The 15,447-nt window shown below is 69.4% G+C and carries 14 protein-coding genes; 6 read left to right on the top strand and 8 right to left on the bottom strand.

All coding sequences use genetic code 11. The features are described 5' to 3' along the window. Positions 1 to 134 precede the first annotated feature (134 nt). The 6 genes from phoR (at position 135) to ACZ5Z2_RS05375 (ending at position 7,672) form a co-directional block, all read left to right on the top strand. Positions 135 to 1,388: a phosphate regulon sensor histidine kinase PhoR gene (gene phoR, locus ACZ5Z2_RS05400; protein WP_464761667.1), complete on the top strand. Its 1,254-nt coding sequence runs from the start codon at positions 135 to 137 to the stop codon at positions 1,386 to 1,388. Positions 1,389 to 1,442: 54 nt separating this feature from the next. After that, positions 1,443 to 3,536: a polyphosphate kinase 1 gene (ppk1, locus tag ACZ5Z2_RS05395; RefSeq protein ID WP_464760929.1), complete on the top strand. Its 2,094-nt coding sequence runs from the start codon at positions 1,443 to 1,445 to the stop codon at positions 3,534 to 3,536. 94 nt (positions 3,537 to 3,630) lie between these two features. Further along, a complete protein-coding gene (locus tag ACZ5Z2_RS05390) occupies positions 3,631 to 4,401 on the top strand; it encodes a hypothetical protein (RefSeq protein WP_464760928.1) in 771 nt (256 codons plus the stop codon). 105 nt (positions 4,402 to 4,506) lie between these two features. Further along, positions 4,507 to 6,024 carry a Ppx/GppA phosphatase family protein gene (locus tag ACZ5Z2_RS05385; RefSeq protein ID WP_464760927.1) on the top strand — a complete coding sequence of 506 codons (1,518 nt, stop codon included), beginning with the start codon at positions 4,507 to 4,509 and terminating at the stop codon, positions 6,022 to 6,024. A 258-nt stretch (positions 6,025 to 6,282) separates the two neighbouring features. Next, entirely contained in the window at positions 6,283 to 6,936 is a 654-nt protein-coding gene (locus ACZ5Z2_RS05380; protein WP_464760926.1) for a peptidylprolyl isomerase, read from the top strand. A gap of 4 nt (positions 6,937 to 6,940) precedes the next feature. Then, the gene (locus ACZ5Z2_RS05375) at positions 6,941 to 7,672 is read left to right on the top strand and encodes a UDP-2,3-diacylglucosamine diphosphatase (RefSeq protein WP_464760925.1); all 732 of its coding nucleotides are present in this window, start codon (positions 6,941 to 6,943) and stop codon (positions 7,670 to 7,672) included. 24 nt (positions 7,673 to 7,696) lie between these two features. Here the strand turns inward: ACZ5Z2_RS05375 and ACZ5Z2_RS05370 are convergent, their stop codons facing one another. The 8 genes from ACZ5Z2_RS05370 to ACZ5Z2_RS05335 form a co-directional block, all read right to left on the bottom strand. Beyond that, a complete protein-coding gene (locus ACZ5Z2_RS05370) occupies positions 7,697 to 8,317 on the bottom strand; it encodes a sterol desaturase family protein (protein ID WP_464760924.1) in 621 nt (206 codons plus the stop codon). A 133-nt stretch (positions 8,318 to 8,450) separates the two neighbouring features. Beyond that, complete coding sequence (locus ACZ5Z2_RS05365; protein WP_464760923.1) at positions 8,451 to 9,341, bottom strand: acyltransferase; 891 nt, start codon at positions 9,339 to 9,341, stop codon at positions 8,451 to 8,453. A gap of 10 nt (positions 9,342 to 9,351) precedes the next feature. Further along, the gene (locus ACZ5Z2_RS05360) at positions 9,352 to 10,584 is read right to left on the bottom strand and encodes a cysteine desulfurase (protein ID WP_464760922.1); all 1,233 of its coding nucleotides are present in this window, start codon (positions 10,582 to 10,584) and stop codon (positions 9,352 to 9,354) included. A gap of 168 nt (positions 10,585 to 10,752) precedes the next feature. Further along, positions 10,753 to 12,051, bottom strand: coding sequence for a Fe-S cluster assembly protein SufD (sufD, locus tag ACZ5Z2_RS05355; protein WP_464760921.1), 1,299 nt, complete (start codon positions 12,049 to 12,051; stop codon positions 10,753 to 10,755). Further along, positions 12,048 to 12,815: a Fe-S cluster assembly ATPase SufC gene (gene sufC, locus ACZ5Z2_RS05350; RefSeq protein ID WP_464760920.1), complete on the bottom strand. Its 768-nt coding sequence runs from the start codon at positions 12,813 to 12,815 to the stop codon at positions 12,048 to 12,050. Before sufC ends, sufD begins: the two co-directional genes overlap by 4 nt. Before the next feature lie 17 nt (positions 12,816 to 12,832). Next, positions 12,833 to 13,465: a class I SAM-dependent methyltransferase gene (locus ACZ5Z2_RS05345; RefSeq protein WP_464761666.1), complete on the bottom strand. Its 633-nt coding sequence runs from the start codon at positions 13,463 to 13,465 to the stop codon at positions 12,833 to 12,835. A 2-nt stretch (positions 13,466 to 13,467) separates the two neighbouring features. After that, positions 13,468 to 14,940, bottom strand: a complete 1,473-nt coding sequence (sufB, locus tag ACZ5Z2_RS05340; RefSeq protein WP_464760919.1) for a Fe-S cluster assembly protein SufB — start codon at positions 14,938 to 14,940, stop codon at positions 13,468 to 13,470. Continuing rightward, positions 14,937 to 15,413 (bottom strand): SUF system Fe-S cluster assembly regulator, encoded by a 477-nt coding sequence (locus tag ACZ5Z2_RS05335; protein ID WP_464760918.1) that lies wholly within the window; start codon positions 15,411 to 15,413, stop codon positions 14,937 to 14,939. The genes sufB and ACZ5Z2_RS05335 overlap by 4 nt, the downstream gene beginning before the upstream one ends. Positions 15,414 to 15,447: the final 34 nt, after the last annotated feature.

The following is a 15,447-nucleotide window of genomic DNA, read 5'->3' as shown; positions in this document are numbered from 1 at the left end:
AGTGGCGGTTTCGCTTGCTCCAGCCACAAGGTCACTGGATCCCGGCCTGCGCCGGGATGACGAGCAAGCTGCATCGGCGGGCACGCTTGTAAGCTCTGCATCCAGCCTGCCAACCATCGCGCCTTTCGATGTCCATTCCCCGCCACCGGAAACTGCCCGCCATCTGCTTCGCCGGCCTGCTCGCGGGGGCATTTTTCGGCTGGCTGGCCGGCGACCCCATCGCTGCAGGCGTGGCCATCGTCGCCGTGGCGGAAATCGTCTTGCTGCTGACGCGGGACGGTCATGCGACGCGCCACATCATGTCGCCGGCCGCCCTCGCCGCGAAACACGACCGCCTCATGACGCGCACCCACCGCCTCGCCTCCAGTCTGCGCGACCTGCGCCGCACCGCCAGCCAGTTGCCCGACGCCGTGGTGCTGCTCGATCCCGACCAGCGCGTGCGCTGGTTCAACCACGCGGCGGAAAACCTGCTCGGCCTGCGCGCTCCGCACGACCGCGGCGCGCCGCTGGAGCAGCGCCTGCAAGCCTCGGAACTCGCCGACTGGCTGCGCCAGGGCGAGCACGAGCCGCTGCACGACACCGTGGCGCCCGGCCGCCCCGACAGCCAGATCAGCGTGAGCCTGCTGCCGTTCGGCCGCCGCCAGCAGGTGCTGCTGGCGCGCGACACCAGCCACGTCACCCGGCTGGAACAGATGCGCCGCGACTTCGTGGCCAACGTCTCGCACGAACTGCGCACGCCGCTCACCGTGATCCACGGCTACCTGGAACTGCTCGATCCCGAGGACGCTCCCGCGCTGGCGCCGGTGCTGGGCGAGATGCGCGCGCAGTCGCGCCGCATGGGCCAGATCGTGGAAGACCTGCTCACCCTGTCGCGGCTGGAGACCCAGCACCACGTCGAGGACGAGCGCGTGCCGATGGCGCCGCTGCTGGCCACGCTGCGCAAGGAGGCCGAGGCGCTCAGCCAAAGCCGGCACCACATTTCCGTGGAGGCCGACGCCGGGCTCGACCTGCTCGGCTCGCCCAAGGATCTGCACAGCGCGCTCTCCAACCTGGTCAGCAACGCAGTGCGCTACACCCCGGCCGGCGGCAGCATCACGATACGCTGGCGGCGCAACGACGACGGCGCGACCTACTCGGTCAGCGACACCGGCTACGGCATCCCCGCCAGCCACCTCGCCCGGCTCACCGAGCGCTTCTACCGCGTCTCCTCCAGCCGCTCGCGCGGCACCGGCGGCACCGGGCTGGGCCTGTCCATCGTCAAGCACGTGCTGAACCTGCACCAGGCGCGGCTGGGCATCGAAAGCGAGCCGGGCCGCGGCTCCACCTTCTCCTGCCACTTCGGTCCCGAGCGCCTGCTCGCGCCGGCGCGCGGCCACGACGAAAGCTGAAGCCCCGCGCGGCACGTCGCGCACCGGCCGGCGCGCATGCGCCAGAATGCACGCATGCGACATCCCGACGCCCAAGCACCCACACCCGCCGACCTCGCCGCGCCCGAGCTCTACCTGAGCCGCGAACTGGCCGCGCTGGAATTCAATTTCCGCGTGCTGGCGATGGCGCGCGACGCCTCGGTGCCGCTGCTGGAACGGTTGCGCTTCCTCAGCATCGTGGCGAACAACCTCGACGAGTTCTTCGAGGTGCGCGTGGCAATGCTCAAGCACCACCACGCCTTCGGCTCCGCCGCGCCGGGGCCGGACGGCCTGTCGCCGCCGGAGCTGCTGGCGCGCATCCGCGCCCGCGTGCTGGAGCTGGTCGCCGAGCAGTACGCGATCTGGCAGCAGGAACTGCGTCCGCAACTGGACGCCGAGCGCATCCACATCCTCACCCGCACGCAATGGAGCACGCGCCAGAAACGCTGGCTGCAGGGCTATTTCGAGCACGAGGTGCTGCCGGTGCTGTCGCCGCTGGGGCTGGATCCGGCGCACCCGTTCCCGCGCATCCTCAACAAGACGCTGAACATCGCGGTGGTGCTGAAAGGCCGTGACGCCTTCGGCCACGAAGGCCACATGGCGCTGGTGCGCGCGCCGCGCTCGCTGCCGCGCATCATCCGCCTGCCCGCCGAAGTGTGCGGCGAGGGCGACCACTTCGTGTTCCTCGCCGAGCTGCTGCACGCCTTCGTCGACCTGATGTTCCCCGGCTTCAAGGTGGTCGGCTCCTACCAGTTCCGGGTCACCCGCAACAGCGAACTGATCGTGGAAGAAGCCGAGGTGGAGAACCTCGCCCGCGCGCTCAGCGAGGAACTGGTGGGGCGCGGCTACGCGCGGCCGGTGCGGCTGGAGATCGCCAACGACTGCCCGCAGTCCATCACCGCGATGCTCACGCGCAACTTCCAGCTGGAAGAGGCCGACGTCTACCGCTGCGACGGCCCGGTCAACATCATCCGTGCCGGCCTGATCTGCGACTGGCTGGATCGACCCGAGCTGAAGTACCCGCGCGTTACCCCCAAGCTGCCCGCCGAGCTGGAGGCCAGCCGCGACAAGTTCGAGCAGATCGCCCGGCGCGACGTGCTGCTGCACCATCCCTACCAGAGCTTCGCCGCGGTGGTGGATCTGCTGCGCCAGGCCAGCACCGATCCCAACGTGCTGGCGATCAAGCAGACCCTGTACCGCGCCGGCGAGGACACCCCGCTGGTCGACCTGCTGGTGGAGGCCGCACGCCACGGCAAGGACGTCACCGTGGTGATCGAACTGCGCGCGCGCTTCGACGAGGAGGCCAACATCCGCCTCGCCACGCGGCTGCAGGAGGCCGGCGTGCAGGTGGTGTACGGCGTGGTGGGCTACAAGACCCACGCCAAGATGATGCTGATCGTGCGCCGCGAGGGCAACGTGCTGCGCCGCTACGCGCATCTCTCCACCGGCAACTACCACCAGATCAACAGCCGCACCTATACCGACATCGGCCTGATGACCGCCGATCCCGAAATCGGCGAAGACCTGCACAAGGTGTTCCAGCAGCTCTCCGGCCTGGGCCCGCGCATCGCGCTGAAGCGCCTGCTGCATTCGCCGTTCACGCTCTATACCGGCGTGATGGAGCGCATCGAGCGCGAAACGGAACTGGCCCGCGCCGGCCGTCCTGCGCGCATCGTGGCCAAGCTCAACGCACTGAACGAGGCGCACGTGATCGAGGCGCTGTACCGCGCATCAACGGCCGGCGTGGAGATCGACCTGGTCGTGCGCGGCGCCTGCACGCTGCGGCCCGGCCTGCCCGGCATCTCCGAGCGCATCCGCGTGCGCTCCATCGTGGGCCGCTTCCTCGAACACAGCCGCGTGTACTGGTTCGGCAACGACGGCGCGCCGGAAATCTACTGCGCCAGCGCCGACTGGATGGAGCGCAACCTGATGCGGCGCATCGAGATCGCCTTCCCGATCCGCGATCCCGAACTGGCCGCGCGCGTCTACGAGGAAACCCTCGCCAACAGCCTCGCCGACAACACCCAGGCCTGGCTGCTGGATGCCGGCGGCCGCTACACCCGCGCCACACCGGGCAGGCAAGCGCCGTACAGCGCGCAGCAGATGCTGCTGGACAAGTTGTGCCCGTGAACGAAACACCGCCGAGCAGGCCGCACCACGCCCACCGGTTGCTTCGCCGATAGCCGGACTCACCAAGCCACCTCATCGAACCATGGAGCACGACATGTGCGGGTTGCGCGAAAAGATGCTGCACGCGGCGGGAGTCGCCCTCTGCCTGGCAAGCCTCGCCGGCACGCCGGCCTTGGCCGCCGGCGCCGGCCCCGAAGCGCCCGCCGCCGCCAGCTCGGCGCCGAGCGACACCGACCTGGCGAATGCCACGTGCGCCATCGGCGAGGAGCAGTTCCTGCCGGCCGATTACTACTACTGCCTGGCCACGCAGGACTACGGCAGCCACCGCTATGCGCACGCGCAGAAATTCTTCGCCACCGCCGCAAGCTGGGCCAGCAAGCCGGCCCAGTACGTACTCGGCATCATGGCGCTCGACGGCGACCATCAACCCGTGAACCGCCCGCTGGCGGCGGCGTGGCTGGCGCTCGCGGCGGAACGGTCGCAACCGCCCTTCGCCGCCGCCTACGCCAGGCTAGCCGCCTCCCTCACCCCGGCCGAGCGGCAGGCTGCCGACGAGCTGCTTGCGCGCATGCGTCCCATCTATGGCGACGCCACCGCGGCGGTGCGCGCCGAGAAGCGCTATGCGCAGGGCATGGCCCGCCTGGCCAGCCTGACCGGTGCCGGCGGCCATTACTGCATGGCGGGGATCGCGACATCCGATGGCCCGGACATGGGCAGCGACCCGGAGCAGTGCCCGCCGATCCAGGTGATGACCAAGGCCATCGACCAGGCCGCCGCCAGGGTGTTCGACGGCTGGACGGGCCACGTCCGGGTGGGGCCGCTGCAACAGGTCGGCGCGCCCACCGCCGCACATCCTTCCGGTTGAGCCGCCGGCGCTCCGTCGCACCATGCCGGCACACGAAGAAAGCCGCGCGCAGATACGGCATGATGTGCGCTGCGGCGCACCTCCACGCCGACAAGGAACCCGCGCTTGAGCCAGGCCGACCAGACCCCGATCCGCGACGGCGAACTGCTGGCCGCGGTGGACATGGGCTCGAACAGCTTCCACCTGATCGTGGCCCGCATGGAGCACGGCGAGCCGCGGGTGATCGACCGCCTGCGCGACAGCGTGCGCATGGCCGCCGGCCTGCGCAGCGACGGCTCGCTGGACGCCGACCGCCGCGCCCGCGCGATGGACTGCCTCGCACGCTTCGGCCAGCGCATCGCCGGCCTGCCCTCGCAGCGGGTACGCGCGGTGGCCACCAACACCGTGCGCCGGCTGGCCGCGCCGCAGGCTTTCCTCGCCGCGGCCGAAGCCGCGCTGGGCCATCCGATCGAAGTGGTGTCCGGCCGCGAGGAGGGGCGCCTGATCTTCCTCGGCGCCGCGCACGACCTGCCCGCCTCGCGCGAGCCGCGGCTGGTGATGGACGTGGGCGGCGGCAGCACCGAATTCATCATCGGCCGCGGCCTCGCGCCGCTGCACACCGAGAGCGTGCAGGCCGGCTGCATCGCCTCCACGCTGCGCTTCTTCCCCGGCGGCAAGCTCAACCGCAAGCGCTGGCAGCGCGCGCGCGGCGAGATCGGCGTGCTGCTGCAGCAGTTCGCCGAGGACTACCGCGAATCGGGCTGGCAGGAGGCCTACGGTTCTTCCGGCAGCGCCAAGGCGATCGGCGCGGTGGTGCAGGCGATGAAACTGAGCGACGACGGCATCACCCCCGCATCGCTGGCCGGGCTGCGCGACGCGATCCTCGCGCAGGGCGCGATCGCCACGCTGAAACTGCCCGGCCTGGTGGAGGAGCGCGCGCCCGTGCTCGCCGGTGCCGTGGTGATCTTCGAGGCCGCGTTCGAGGCATTGGGCATCGCGCGCATGCGCGTGTGCGAAAGCTCGATGCGCGAGGGACTGATGTGGGATCTGCTCGGCCGCGCCGCCGGCAGCGACCCGCGCACCGGCAGCATCGACGCGCTGGCCACCCGCTACGGCGTGGATCGCGCGCAGGCGCGGCGCGTGGAATCCACCGCGCTGCAACTGTTCGACCAGGTGGCAAAGGCCTGGAAGCTGGACGGCGAGGCGCGCGAGTGGCTGTCGTGGGCCGCGCGCGTGCACGAGATCGGCCTCGCCATCGCGCACAGCCAGCACCATCACCACGGCGCCTACATCCTGCGCCACGCCGACCTTGCCGGCTTCTCGCGCCAGGAGCAGCAGCTGCTCGCCGCCGTGGTCGAGATGCACCGGCGCAAGCCGGACAAGGCGGTGATCGCCGCGCTGCCGCAGCGCTACCGCCCGCTGGCCCGCTACACCACGGCGCTGCTGCGCCTCGCGGTGCTGCTCCGCCGCGGCCGCCGCGCCGAATCGCTGCCGCCGATGAAGCTCGCCGCCACGCGCCAGCGCCTGCGCCTCAGCATGCCCGCCGCATGGCTGGAGCAGCACCCGCTCAGCGAGGCCGACCTGCACCAGGAACAGGCGCCCATGGCGGAACTGGGTCTGGAACTGGAGCTGTCCGCGGCTTGATGTCGTGCCCGTGCGATTCGTCCGGAATCGCCGTGGCGCAGCAGGTAATCGCAAGTTTCAAGCGCTCGCTCCGCTCTGGCGCCACCGGCAGCCATCCATGGCCGCACCCTCAAGATTTTTTGCGCCCGTCCATGAGCGCGAAGATCAAACGGGCGACCATCCATGGCCGCACTTCTCGAAACATCTCCTGAACCGCGAAAGACACATGCGGCCGTTGGGCCGCGTATCATGGGCGGATACCTTGAACGGCCTGCCTCCATGTCCAAGCCCAAGCTCGCCCTGCTGCTCCTGTCCGCCGCCCTGTTCGCGCCCGCGCTGTGGGCGCAGGACGCCACCAAGCCGGCGAACGCGGCCGACCCCGAAGTGGTGCTGCACACCTCGCAGGGCGACATCACGCTGGAGTTGTATCCGGACAAGGCGCCGAAGAGCGTGGCGAATTTCCTGCAGTACGTGCGCGAGGGTTTCTACGCCGGCACGGTGTTCCACCGCGCGATCCCCGGCTACCTCGTGCAGGGCGGCCTGTACACGCGCGAGCTGCAGCCCAAGCGCACGCACCCGGCCATCGCCAGCGAAGCGGACAACGGGCTATCCAACCTGCGCGGCACCATCGCGGTGGCGCGCGGCGCCGATCCGAACTCGGGCACCTCGCAGTTCTTCATCAACCTGGTGGACAACCGCCGGCTGGATTTCGTGGGCAACCAGAGCGGCCTCACCTGGGGCTACGCGGTGTTCGGCAAAGTCATCAAGGGCATGAACGTGGTGGACAAGATCGCCGCCACGCCCACCCACGGCATCGGCCCGTTCGCCGCCGACGTGCCCAACCCGCTGGTGGTGATCGAAGGCGCGCAGGTGGTCGGCGACGCCGCGCCCGCCACCGCATCCAGCACGGCAACGCACACCAGGGCGCGCTGATCCGATGGCCAGCCTGTTCATCGCCGACCTGCACCTGGATGACAGCCGGCCGCGCATCACCGAACTGTTCGAGCGCTACCTCGCCGGCGACGAAGTGCGCCGCGCCGACGCGCTGTACATCCTCGGCGACCTGGTGGAAGCCTGGATCGGCGACGACGACGATGCGGAACTTCCGCAGCGCATCGCGCACGCCACCCGCGCCGTGCGCGAAGCCGGCGTGCCGGTGTACTTCATGGTCGGCAACCGCGACTTCCTGCTGGGCGGGGACTTCGCCCGCCACGCCGGCTTCGAGCTGCTGGAGGACGGCACGGTGCACACGCTGTACGGCCGCCCCACCCTGCTGATGCACGGCGACGTGCTGTGCACCGGCGATGTGGCCTACCAGGCCGTGCGCAAGCAGGTGCGCACGCCGGAATGGAAGGCGCAGATCCTCGCCATGCCGCTGGAGGCACGCCGTGCCTTCGCCGCCAAGTCGCGCGCGGAAAGCCGCGCGCACACCGGCAGCGCGATGGAGACCATCATGGACGTCGACGCCGATGCCGTGGCCGAAGCCATGCGCAAGGCCGGCACCACGCGGCTGATCCACGGACACACGCATCGCCCCGCGATCCACCGCTTCCAGCTCGACGGCGCGCCCGCCGAACGCATCGTGCTGGGCGACTGGTACGAACAGGGCTCGGTGCTGCGCGTGGACGCCGATGGCGTCGAGCTACGCGGATTGCCGCTCCCGCAGTAGCGCGCGGAGCGCGCTACTGCGACTTCACCGCACCTTGCTCTTGGACACGTACCACGTGCCCAGCAGGAAATCCCACAGCGGCGAGGTGACACCGTAGTTCTTGTCGGGATGATAGTGGTGCACGTGGTGCACCGCCGCCCACTTGCGCGCCAGCGGATGGTTGAAACGGCCGCGCCGGTGGATGACGAGGTGGCTGAAGCCGTACAGCGCATAGCCCAGCGCGATCGCGCCGGCGAGCAGCAACGCGATCGCCGCGGGCAGCACCAGCGCCAGCGCCGCCGCGAGCATCACCACCACTACCGGCGGGAAGAAGAACGGCAGCGAATCGTAGCCCAGCGGCTGTTCGTGATGGATGGTGTGGCCGCGCTCGAACAATGGCAGCGCACCATGGAAGAGCCAACGGTGGAAGGCGTATTCGATGAAGCTGAAGATGAACAGGCCGAGCAGGAACACCAGCGCGGACAACAGCGGCTGGCTGTGATCCAGCCAGAACGACGCACCCAGCAGGGCGAAGGCGACGAGGAAATCGGTGACGTGGCCGACCCAGTAATTCGTCCGCGTGGACGACATCCGCGCAATGGCCTGCAACACGCCCGTGGAGCGCGCCCCAGCCGAGCCGCTCGGTGCGAGCTTCGCCTCGCTCATGGTGTGTATCGCTCCATCGCCATCTCCAACCCCCGTTGCCCATCGGCATGGCCGCATGGCGGCTACGCCGCCCAGTCTACCTCGCAACCATGCGGAGGCGAACGGCACGCGGCCCTTCCGCCTCATGCGGTATTCAGGCATCCGACAAGCGCGCCAACCGCGCGTCCTGCTCCCGCCAGAGCCCGTTGACCCAGGCCTGGAAGCGCTGGCGGAAGGCCTCGTCGCGCTCGTAGTCCCCGCGCAATTCCGGCTCGATGGCGCGATGGCGGAAGCTCACCCGCACCTCGCGCAGGCGTCCGGCGATCAGGTCGAGCATGCTGCACGGGCCACCGGGATAGGCGATGGCGACTTCGAGGATGGCGTCCAGCCCCTCGCCCATCGCGTCCAGCACGAAGGCCACGCCGCCGGCGCGCGGCTTCAGCAGGTAGCGGTACGGCGAACCCTGCGCGTCGTGCTTGGCCGGCGTGAAGCGCGTGCCTTCCACGAAGTTCATCACCGACACCGGCAACTGGCGGAATTTCGCGCAGGCGCAGCGGGTGGCTTCCCGATCCTTGCCCTGCAGTTCGGGATGCCTGGCCAGGGTCTCCCGCGAATAGCGCTTCATGAAGGGGAAATCCAGCGCCCACCATGCCGGCCCCAGCAGCGGCACCCAGATCAGCTGGCTCTTGAGGAAGAAGCGCAGGAACGGGATGCGCCGGTTCAGCAGCTTCTGCAGCACCGGGATGTCCACCCAGCTCTGGTGGTTGGCCAGCACCAGGTAGTTGGCGTCGCGGCGCAGGCCATCCAGCCCGCCCACCTGCCAGCGGATGCGCGTGAACAGCTCGAACAGCGCGTTGTTCACGCCGATCCAGCTCTCCGCGATCGCCACCAGCATGCGCGAACACAGGCGCCGCCATGCCGCCAGCGGCACCAGCAGCTTGAGCAGGGTCAGCGCGAACAGCGGCAGCACGTGCAGCAGCACGTTGAGCGCGAGCAGCAACGCCACCAGCGGCACGCGGATGAAGGAGGGAAGGAAGGCGAGCATCGGAATCCTTTCAGCGGAGCAGTCGGCGCACCTTGAGCAGGGCCGCCACGAAGGCGTCGACCTCCTCGTGCGTGTTGTAGAACGCCAGCGAGGCGCGCAGCGTGGCCGGCACGCCGTAGAACTGCATCAGCGGATGCGCGCAGTGGTGGCCGGAGCGCACCGCCACGCCTTCCAGATCCAGCAGGGTGGCGAGGTCGGTGGCCTGCGCGCCTTCGACCAGGAACGAGATCACCGGCTCCTTCTCGCGCGCCTCGCCGAAGATGCGCAGGCCCGGGATCTCGCGCAGTTGGGCTGTGGCGTGCTCGAGCAGGGCATGCTCGTGCGCGCGGACGGCCTCGAAGCCCAGCGACTCGACGTAGCCGATCGCCGCGCCCACGCCGGCGAAGCCGGCGATGTTCGGCGTGCCCGCCTCGAAGCGGTGCGGCGGCTCGGCGAAGGTGGTGCCGGAGAACTTCACCTCGCGGATCATCTCGCCGCCGCCGAAGAACGGCGGCATCGCGTCCAGATGTTCCTTCTTCGCCCACAGCGCGCCGGTGCCGGTGGGCGCCAGCATCTTGTGGCCGGTGAACGCGTAGAAGTCGCAGCCCAGCGCCTGCACGTCCACCGGGCGGTGCGGCATCGCCTGCGAGCCGTCCACGAACAGCGGGATGCCGCGCTCGCGGCAGGCCTTGGCCAGTTCGCGCACCGGGTTCACCGTGCCCAGCACGTTGGAGACGTGGGTCACACAGGCCAGCTTCACCTCGGGCGTGAGCAGCTCGACGAACTTCTCCACGATCAGCTCGCCGCGCTCGTCGATCGGCGCCGCCTTCACCGTGGCGCCGGCGCGCGCGGCCACGATCTGCCACGGCACGATGTTGGCGTGGTGCTCCATCGTGGTGGTGAGGATGGCGTCGCCGGGCTTGAGCCGCGGCAGCGCATAGCTGTAGGCCACCAGGTTGGCCGACTGCGTGGTGCCGGAAGTGAGCACCACCTCGTCGCGCGAGCGCGCATGGATGAAGCGCGCCAGCGCATCGCGCGCGCCCTCGTAGGCCGCGGTGGCCTCCTCGCCCAGCAGGTGCACCGCACGCGACACGTTGGCGTTGTGCTCGCGGTAGTGGCGATCCACCGCCTCGATCACCGCCTGCGGCTTCTGGCTGGTGTTGGCGTTGTCGAAGTACACCAGCGGCTTGCCGTGCACGGTGCGCGCGAGCAGCGGGAAATCGGCGCGGATGCGCTGGATGTCGAAGGTGGCGGCAGTGCTCATCGTCAAAGTGATCCGTTTTCCCGAACTCGCGGGTGCAGGCTTTTTTCCGTCATCCCGGCGCAAGCCGGAGGTGCTTCACAACAGCGAAGCTGGTCATCCAATGCCTGCGAACCGCTGCGCGCGAAGACACTGGATTCCTGCTTTCGCAGGAATAACGGGCATGAAACATCAAGCGGGCAACTCGACCGCCAGCAGCGCGGCCAGGTGTTCGCGCAGCGCCGTGTCGGGCAGGTCGTCCAATACCGCGCGGCAGAACGCGGCGGTGAGCAGGCCGCGTGCCTCTTCGAGCGGGATGCCGCGCGAGCGCAGGTAGAACAGCGAGCGCTCGTCGAGCTGGCCCACGGTGGCGCCGTGCGCGGCCTTCACCTCGTCGGCGTGGATTTCCAGTTCCGGCTTGGTGTCGATCTCGGCATTCGGCGACAACAGCAGGTTCTTGTTGCTTAGGCCGGCATCGCTGCCATCGGCGCCTGGCGCCACCAGGATCGCGCCGCGGAACACGCCGCGCCCGCGCTGGTCGGCCACGCCGCGCCAGACGGAATCCGACGCCGTGTTCAAGGCCTGGTGGCGTATCGCCAGTTGCATGTCGATGTGCTGGCGGCCGCACGGCATGAACACGCCGCGCGTGGCGAAGCTCGCGCCGTCGCCCGCCAGTTCGGCGCGCAGGTCGTGGCGCGCCAGCGCGGCGCCCAGCTCCAGCACGTGCGAGGTGGCCTGCGCGCGCCGGCCCAGATGCAACTTGCTGCGCCTGATCAGGCTGCTGCCGGTGGCCGCCCGCTGGAGCAGCACCTGCCGCAGCACCGCGCCGTCGCGCAGCGCGAGATCGCTCACCACGGTGCCGAGATGCTGCTGCTCGCCGCTGGCGGCATGGTGTTCCACCAGGGTGAGCTCGGCGCCCTCGCCCAGTTCGACGAGGTTGCGCAGATGCCAGGCCAAGTCGCCCTCGGCCGGCGCGCCGAGGAACACCAGATGCACCGGCGCAGCGGGCTTCGCGCCGGCCGCCAGCTTCAGCACCACGCCATCGGCGGCGAACGCGGCATTGAGCCGCACGAAGGCATCGCCCTGCTCCGCTTCGTGCCGCGACAGCGCGAAGCGCAGCGGCTCGTCGTCCTGCCGCAGCGCCTGCGCCAGCGGTTGCAGCGCGAGGCCGTCGGGCAGCGCGTCCAGCGCGGAAAGGTCGGCGCGGAACACGCCGTTGACGAAGACCAGCCGCGGCCCGTCCACGCCGGGCAAGGCGAACGCGGCGGGATCGACCGCGCGCTCCGCCGCCCGCGCATCGCCGTTCGCGAGGCGGCGCTGGCCCAGCGCGCGCAGCGCGGTGTACTTCCACGCCTCCATGCGCGTGTCGGGCAGGCCGGCGGCCACGAAGGCCGCGAGGTTTTCGCGGCGCCATGCGTCCAGCCATGCGATGCCGCTGGCCTGCAGCGGCGACGCGCCCAGCGCATCGACGAAAGGCAGCGGCTGGCTCATGCCGATGCGCCCGCCGTTTCGCCGTGCTCGCGCACCCAGGCGTAGCCGTGCTCTTCCAGCTTCAGCGCCAGCGTCTTGTCGCCGCTCTCCACGATGCGGCCGCCGGCCAGCACGTGCACGAAATCCGGCTCGATGTAGTCGAGCAGGCGCTGGTAGTGGGTGACGACGAGGAAGGAGCGCTCCGGCGAACGCTGCGCGTTGACGCCCTGCGCCACCTGCTTCAGCGCGTCGATGTCCAGGCCCGAATCGGTTTCGTCGAGGATGGCGAGCTTCGGCTCCAGCACCGCCATCTGGAAGATCTCGTTGCGCTTCTTCTCGCCGCCCGAGAAACCCTCGTTCACCGCGCGGTGCAGCAGCTCGTCGGAGATCTGCATCACCTTGAGCTTCTCGCGCACCAGCTTGAGGAACTGCATGGAATCCAGCTCCTTCTCGCCGCGCGCCTTGCGCTGGGCGTTGAGCGCCGCGCGCAGGAAATAGGTGTTGTTGACGCCAGGGATTTCCACCGGGTACTGGAAGGCGAGGAACACGCCGGCGGCGGCGCGCGCTTCCGGCTCCAGCGCCAGCAGGTCGATGCCGTTGAAGGTGACGCTACCCGCGGTGACCTCGTAGCCCTCGCGGCCGGCGAGCACGTTGCCCAGCGTGGACTTGCCCGCACCATTCGGCCCCATGATGGCGTGCACCTCGCCCGGCTTCACGCTGAGCGTGAGGCCCTTGAGGATTTCCTTGCCCTCGACGCGGGCGTGCAGGTTTTCGATCTTCAGCATGCGGATTACTCGATGGGTCAGAGGCCGATGCCGTCGTCGCGACGGCGCAGCACGACGTAAGTGAAGGCCTGATCCTTGCCTGCGGGCGTGCGATGCAGCTCGCGGGCATGGGTGACTGGATCGAAGGCGGGGGCGAACAGCTTGATCAGCTCGTCGGCGCCGTGTCGCGCCACCGGCAGGCCGCTGCAGCGCTCCGGGCCGTCGGGCGCGAAGCAGCCGAGCACGAGGTGGCCGCCGGTACGCAAGACCCTAGCCGCCGTGGTGACGTAGCGCGCCTGTTCGCCCGGCTCGACCAGGAAATGGAACACCGCGCGGTCGTGCCACAGCGCATAGTGCGCCACCGGCAATTCGGCCTGGATAGCGTCGCCGACGATCCAGTGCACCCGCTCGCCAAGCGCACCCAGCCGCCGGCGCGCCTCGGCCAGCGCGTTGGCGGAAAGGTCGAGCACGCTCACGTCGCGGAAACCGCGCGCGAGCAGGTCGTCGACCAGGGTGGCGCGGCCGCCGCCCACGTCGATCGCCGGCTGCCCGCGCGGCAGGTCGAGCGCATCGATCAGGCGCAGCGATTCGTCCAGGTGCGGTCGGAACCAGCTGGTTTCGCCTTCGCCCTTGTCGCGGTACACCGTTTCCCAGTGCTGCTGGCGCTCCATGCTCACCCCACCGCGCCTTCCAGCGAGACTTCGAGCAGCTTCTTCGCTTCCACCGCGAACTCCATCGGCAGCTCGCGGAACACCTGCTTGCAGAAGCCGTCCACGATCAGCGACACGGCGTCTTCCTCGCCGATGCCGCGGCTGCGGCAGTAGAACAGCTGGTCGTCGGAGAGCTTCGAGGTGGTGGCCTCGTGCTCGACGATGGCGCTGGGGTTCTTCACTTCCATGTACGGGAAGGTGTGCGCGCCGCACTTCTTGCCGATCAGCAGCGAGTCGCACTGGGTGTAGTTGCGCGCGCCGTCGGCGCCCTTCTCCACCTTCACCAGGCCGCGGTAGCTGTTGCTGCTCTTGCCGGCGCTGATGCCCTTGGAGACGATCTTCGACTTGGTGTCCTTGCCGATGTGGATCATCTTGGTGCCAGTGTCGGCCTGCTGGAAGTGGTGGGTGAGCGCCACCGAGTGGAACTCGCCCACCGAGCGGTCGCCGCGCAGCACCACGGAAGGGTATTTCCAGGTGATCGCCGAGCCGGTTTCCACCTGCGTCCAGCTGATCTTGGAATCCGCGCCGCGGCAGTCGCCGCGCTTGGTCACGAAGTTGTAGATGCCGCCGACGCCGTTCTCGTCGCCGGGATACCAGTTCTGCACGGTGGAGTACTTGATCTGCGCCTTCTCCAGCGCCACCAGCTCCACCACCGCGGCGTGCAACTGGTTCTCGTCGCGCCTGGGCGCGGTGCAGCCTTCGAGGTAGGAGACGTGGGCTGCTTCCTCGGCCACGATCAGGGTGCGCTCGAACTGCCCGGTGTTCTGCGCGTTGATGCGGAAGTAGGTGCTGAGTTCCATCGGGCAGCGCACGCCCTTGGGGATGAACACGAAGCTGCCGTCGGAGAACACCGCCGAGTTCAGCGCGGCGAAGAAGTTGTCGCCGGCCGGCACCACGCTGCCCAGGTACTTCTGCACCAGCTCGGGGTACTCGCGGATCGCCTCGCTCATCGAGCAGAAGATCACGCCGGCGTCGGCGAGCTGCTTGCGAAAGGTGGTGCCTACCGAGACGGAGTCGAACACCGCGTCCACCGCCACGCCGGCCAGCGCGGCGCGCTCGTGCAGCGGCACGCCCAGCTTCTCGTAGGTTTCCAGCAGCGCGGGGTCGACCTCGTCCAGCGACTTCGGCGCCTTCTTCGGCGCGGCGTAGTAGCTCAGCGCCTGGTAGTCGATGGGGTCGATCCTGAGTTTGGCCCAGTCCGGCTGCGGCATGGTCAGCCAGTGGCGGTAGGCCTTGAGGCGCCACTCGGTCATCCACTCCGGCTCGCGCTTGATCGCGGAGAGCTGGCGGATGGTTTCCTCGTCCAGCCCCGGCGGCAGGCCGGTCATCTCGATCTCGGTGACGAAGCCGGCGCTGTAGTTGCGCCCCAGCGCCTCGGCGACCTCGGCGTTGTCGCGCAGCGCGGTGGTGGCGGTGTCGATGGTTTCGCTGCTCATGCGGTGACTCTGCCTTTCGGGATGCCGGCCTTCAGGGTGCCGATGTCGATCGCCACTTCGTTGCGCGGCGGCGGGCCCAGCATGTCGGCCAGGCTCACCGCGCGCAGCGCGCGGTCGAGCACGTTGTTGATGCGCTGCCAGCTGCCGCGCACGCCGCATTGCGCCTCGCGCCCGCAATTGCCTTCGGAGGCGACGCCGCATTCGGTCATGCCGATGGGGCCTTCCATCGCCTCGACGATCTCGGCCAGCGTGATGGCGCCGGCCGGCCGCGCCAGCCGGTAGCCGCCATTGACGCCGCGGAAGGATTCCACCAGCCCGGCATGCCCCAGCGACTTCAGCAGCTTGCTCACCGTGGGCAGTTCCAGGTGCGTCTCGTCGGCGATTTGCGCCGTGCTCAGCACGTCGTCCGGATGGGCGGCGATGCAGGTCATCACCACCGCGGCGTAATCCGTGAGTCGACTGACACGAAGCATGGGGAGCGTGCGATCCGGGGACGGACTTAATTCA

The sequence above is a fragment of the Rhodanobacter sp. G1 genome (assembly GCF_055397855.1).
The sequence above is the reverse complement of the archived record's forward strand: the minus strand, read 5'-3'. Positions and strand labels throughout refer to the sequence as shown.

Coding starts and splice junctions, on each gene's coding strand:
- ACZ5Z2_RS05370 (WP_464760924.1), bottom strand. CDS start 8,317: ATGAGCGAGGCGAAGCTCGCACCGAGCGGCTCGGCTGGGGCGCGCTCC.
- ppk1 (WP_464760929.1), top strand. CDS start 1,443: ATGCGACATCCCGACGCCCAAGCACCCACACCCGCCGACCTCGCCGCG.
- ACZ5Z2_RS05335 (WP_464760918.1), bottom strand. CDS start 15,413: ATGCTTCGTGTCAGTCGACTCACGGATTACGCCGCGGTGGTGATGACC.
- ACZ5Z2_RS05375 (WP_464760925.1), top strand. CDS start 6,941: ATGGCCAGCCTGTTCATCGCCGACCTGCACCTGGATGACAGCCGGCCG.
- ACZ5Z2_RS05390 (WP_464760928.1), top strand. CDS start 3,631: ATGTGCGGGTTGCGCGAAAAGATGCTGCACGCGGCGGGAGTCGCCCTC.
- sufD (WP_464760921.1), bottom strand. CDS start 12,051: ATGAGCCAGCCGCTGCCTTTCGTCGATGCGCTGGGCGCGTCGCCGCTG.
- ACZ5Z2_RS05380 (WP_464760926.1), top strand. CDS start 6,283: ATGTCCAAGCCCAAGCTCGCCCTGCTGCTCCTGTCCGCCGCCCTGTTC.
- ACZ5Z2_RS05345 (WP_464761666.1), bottom strand. CDS start 13,465: ATGGAGCGCCAGCAGCACTGGGAAACGGTGTACCGCGACAAGGGCGAA.
- ACZ5Z2_RS05365 (WP_464760923.1), bottom strand. CDS start 9,341: ATGCTCGCCTTCCTTCCCTCCTTCATCCGCGTGCCGCTGGTGGCGTTG.
- sufC (WP_464760920.1), bottom strand. CDS start 12,815: ATGCTGAAGATCGAAAACCTGCACGCCCGCGTCGAGGGCAAGGAAATC.
- ACZ5Z2_RS05360 (WP_464760922.1), bottom strand. CDS start 10,584: ATGAGCACTGCCGCCACCTTCGACATCCAGCGCATCCGCGCCGATTTC.
- sufB (WP_464760919.1), bottom strand. CDS start 14,940: ATGAGCAGCGAAACCATCGACACCGCCACCACCGCGCTGCGCGACAAC.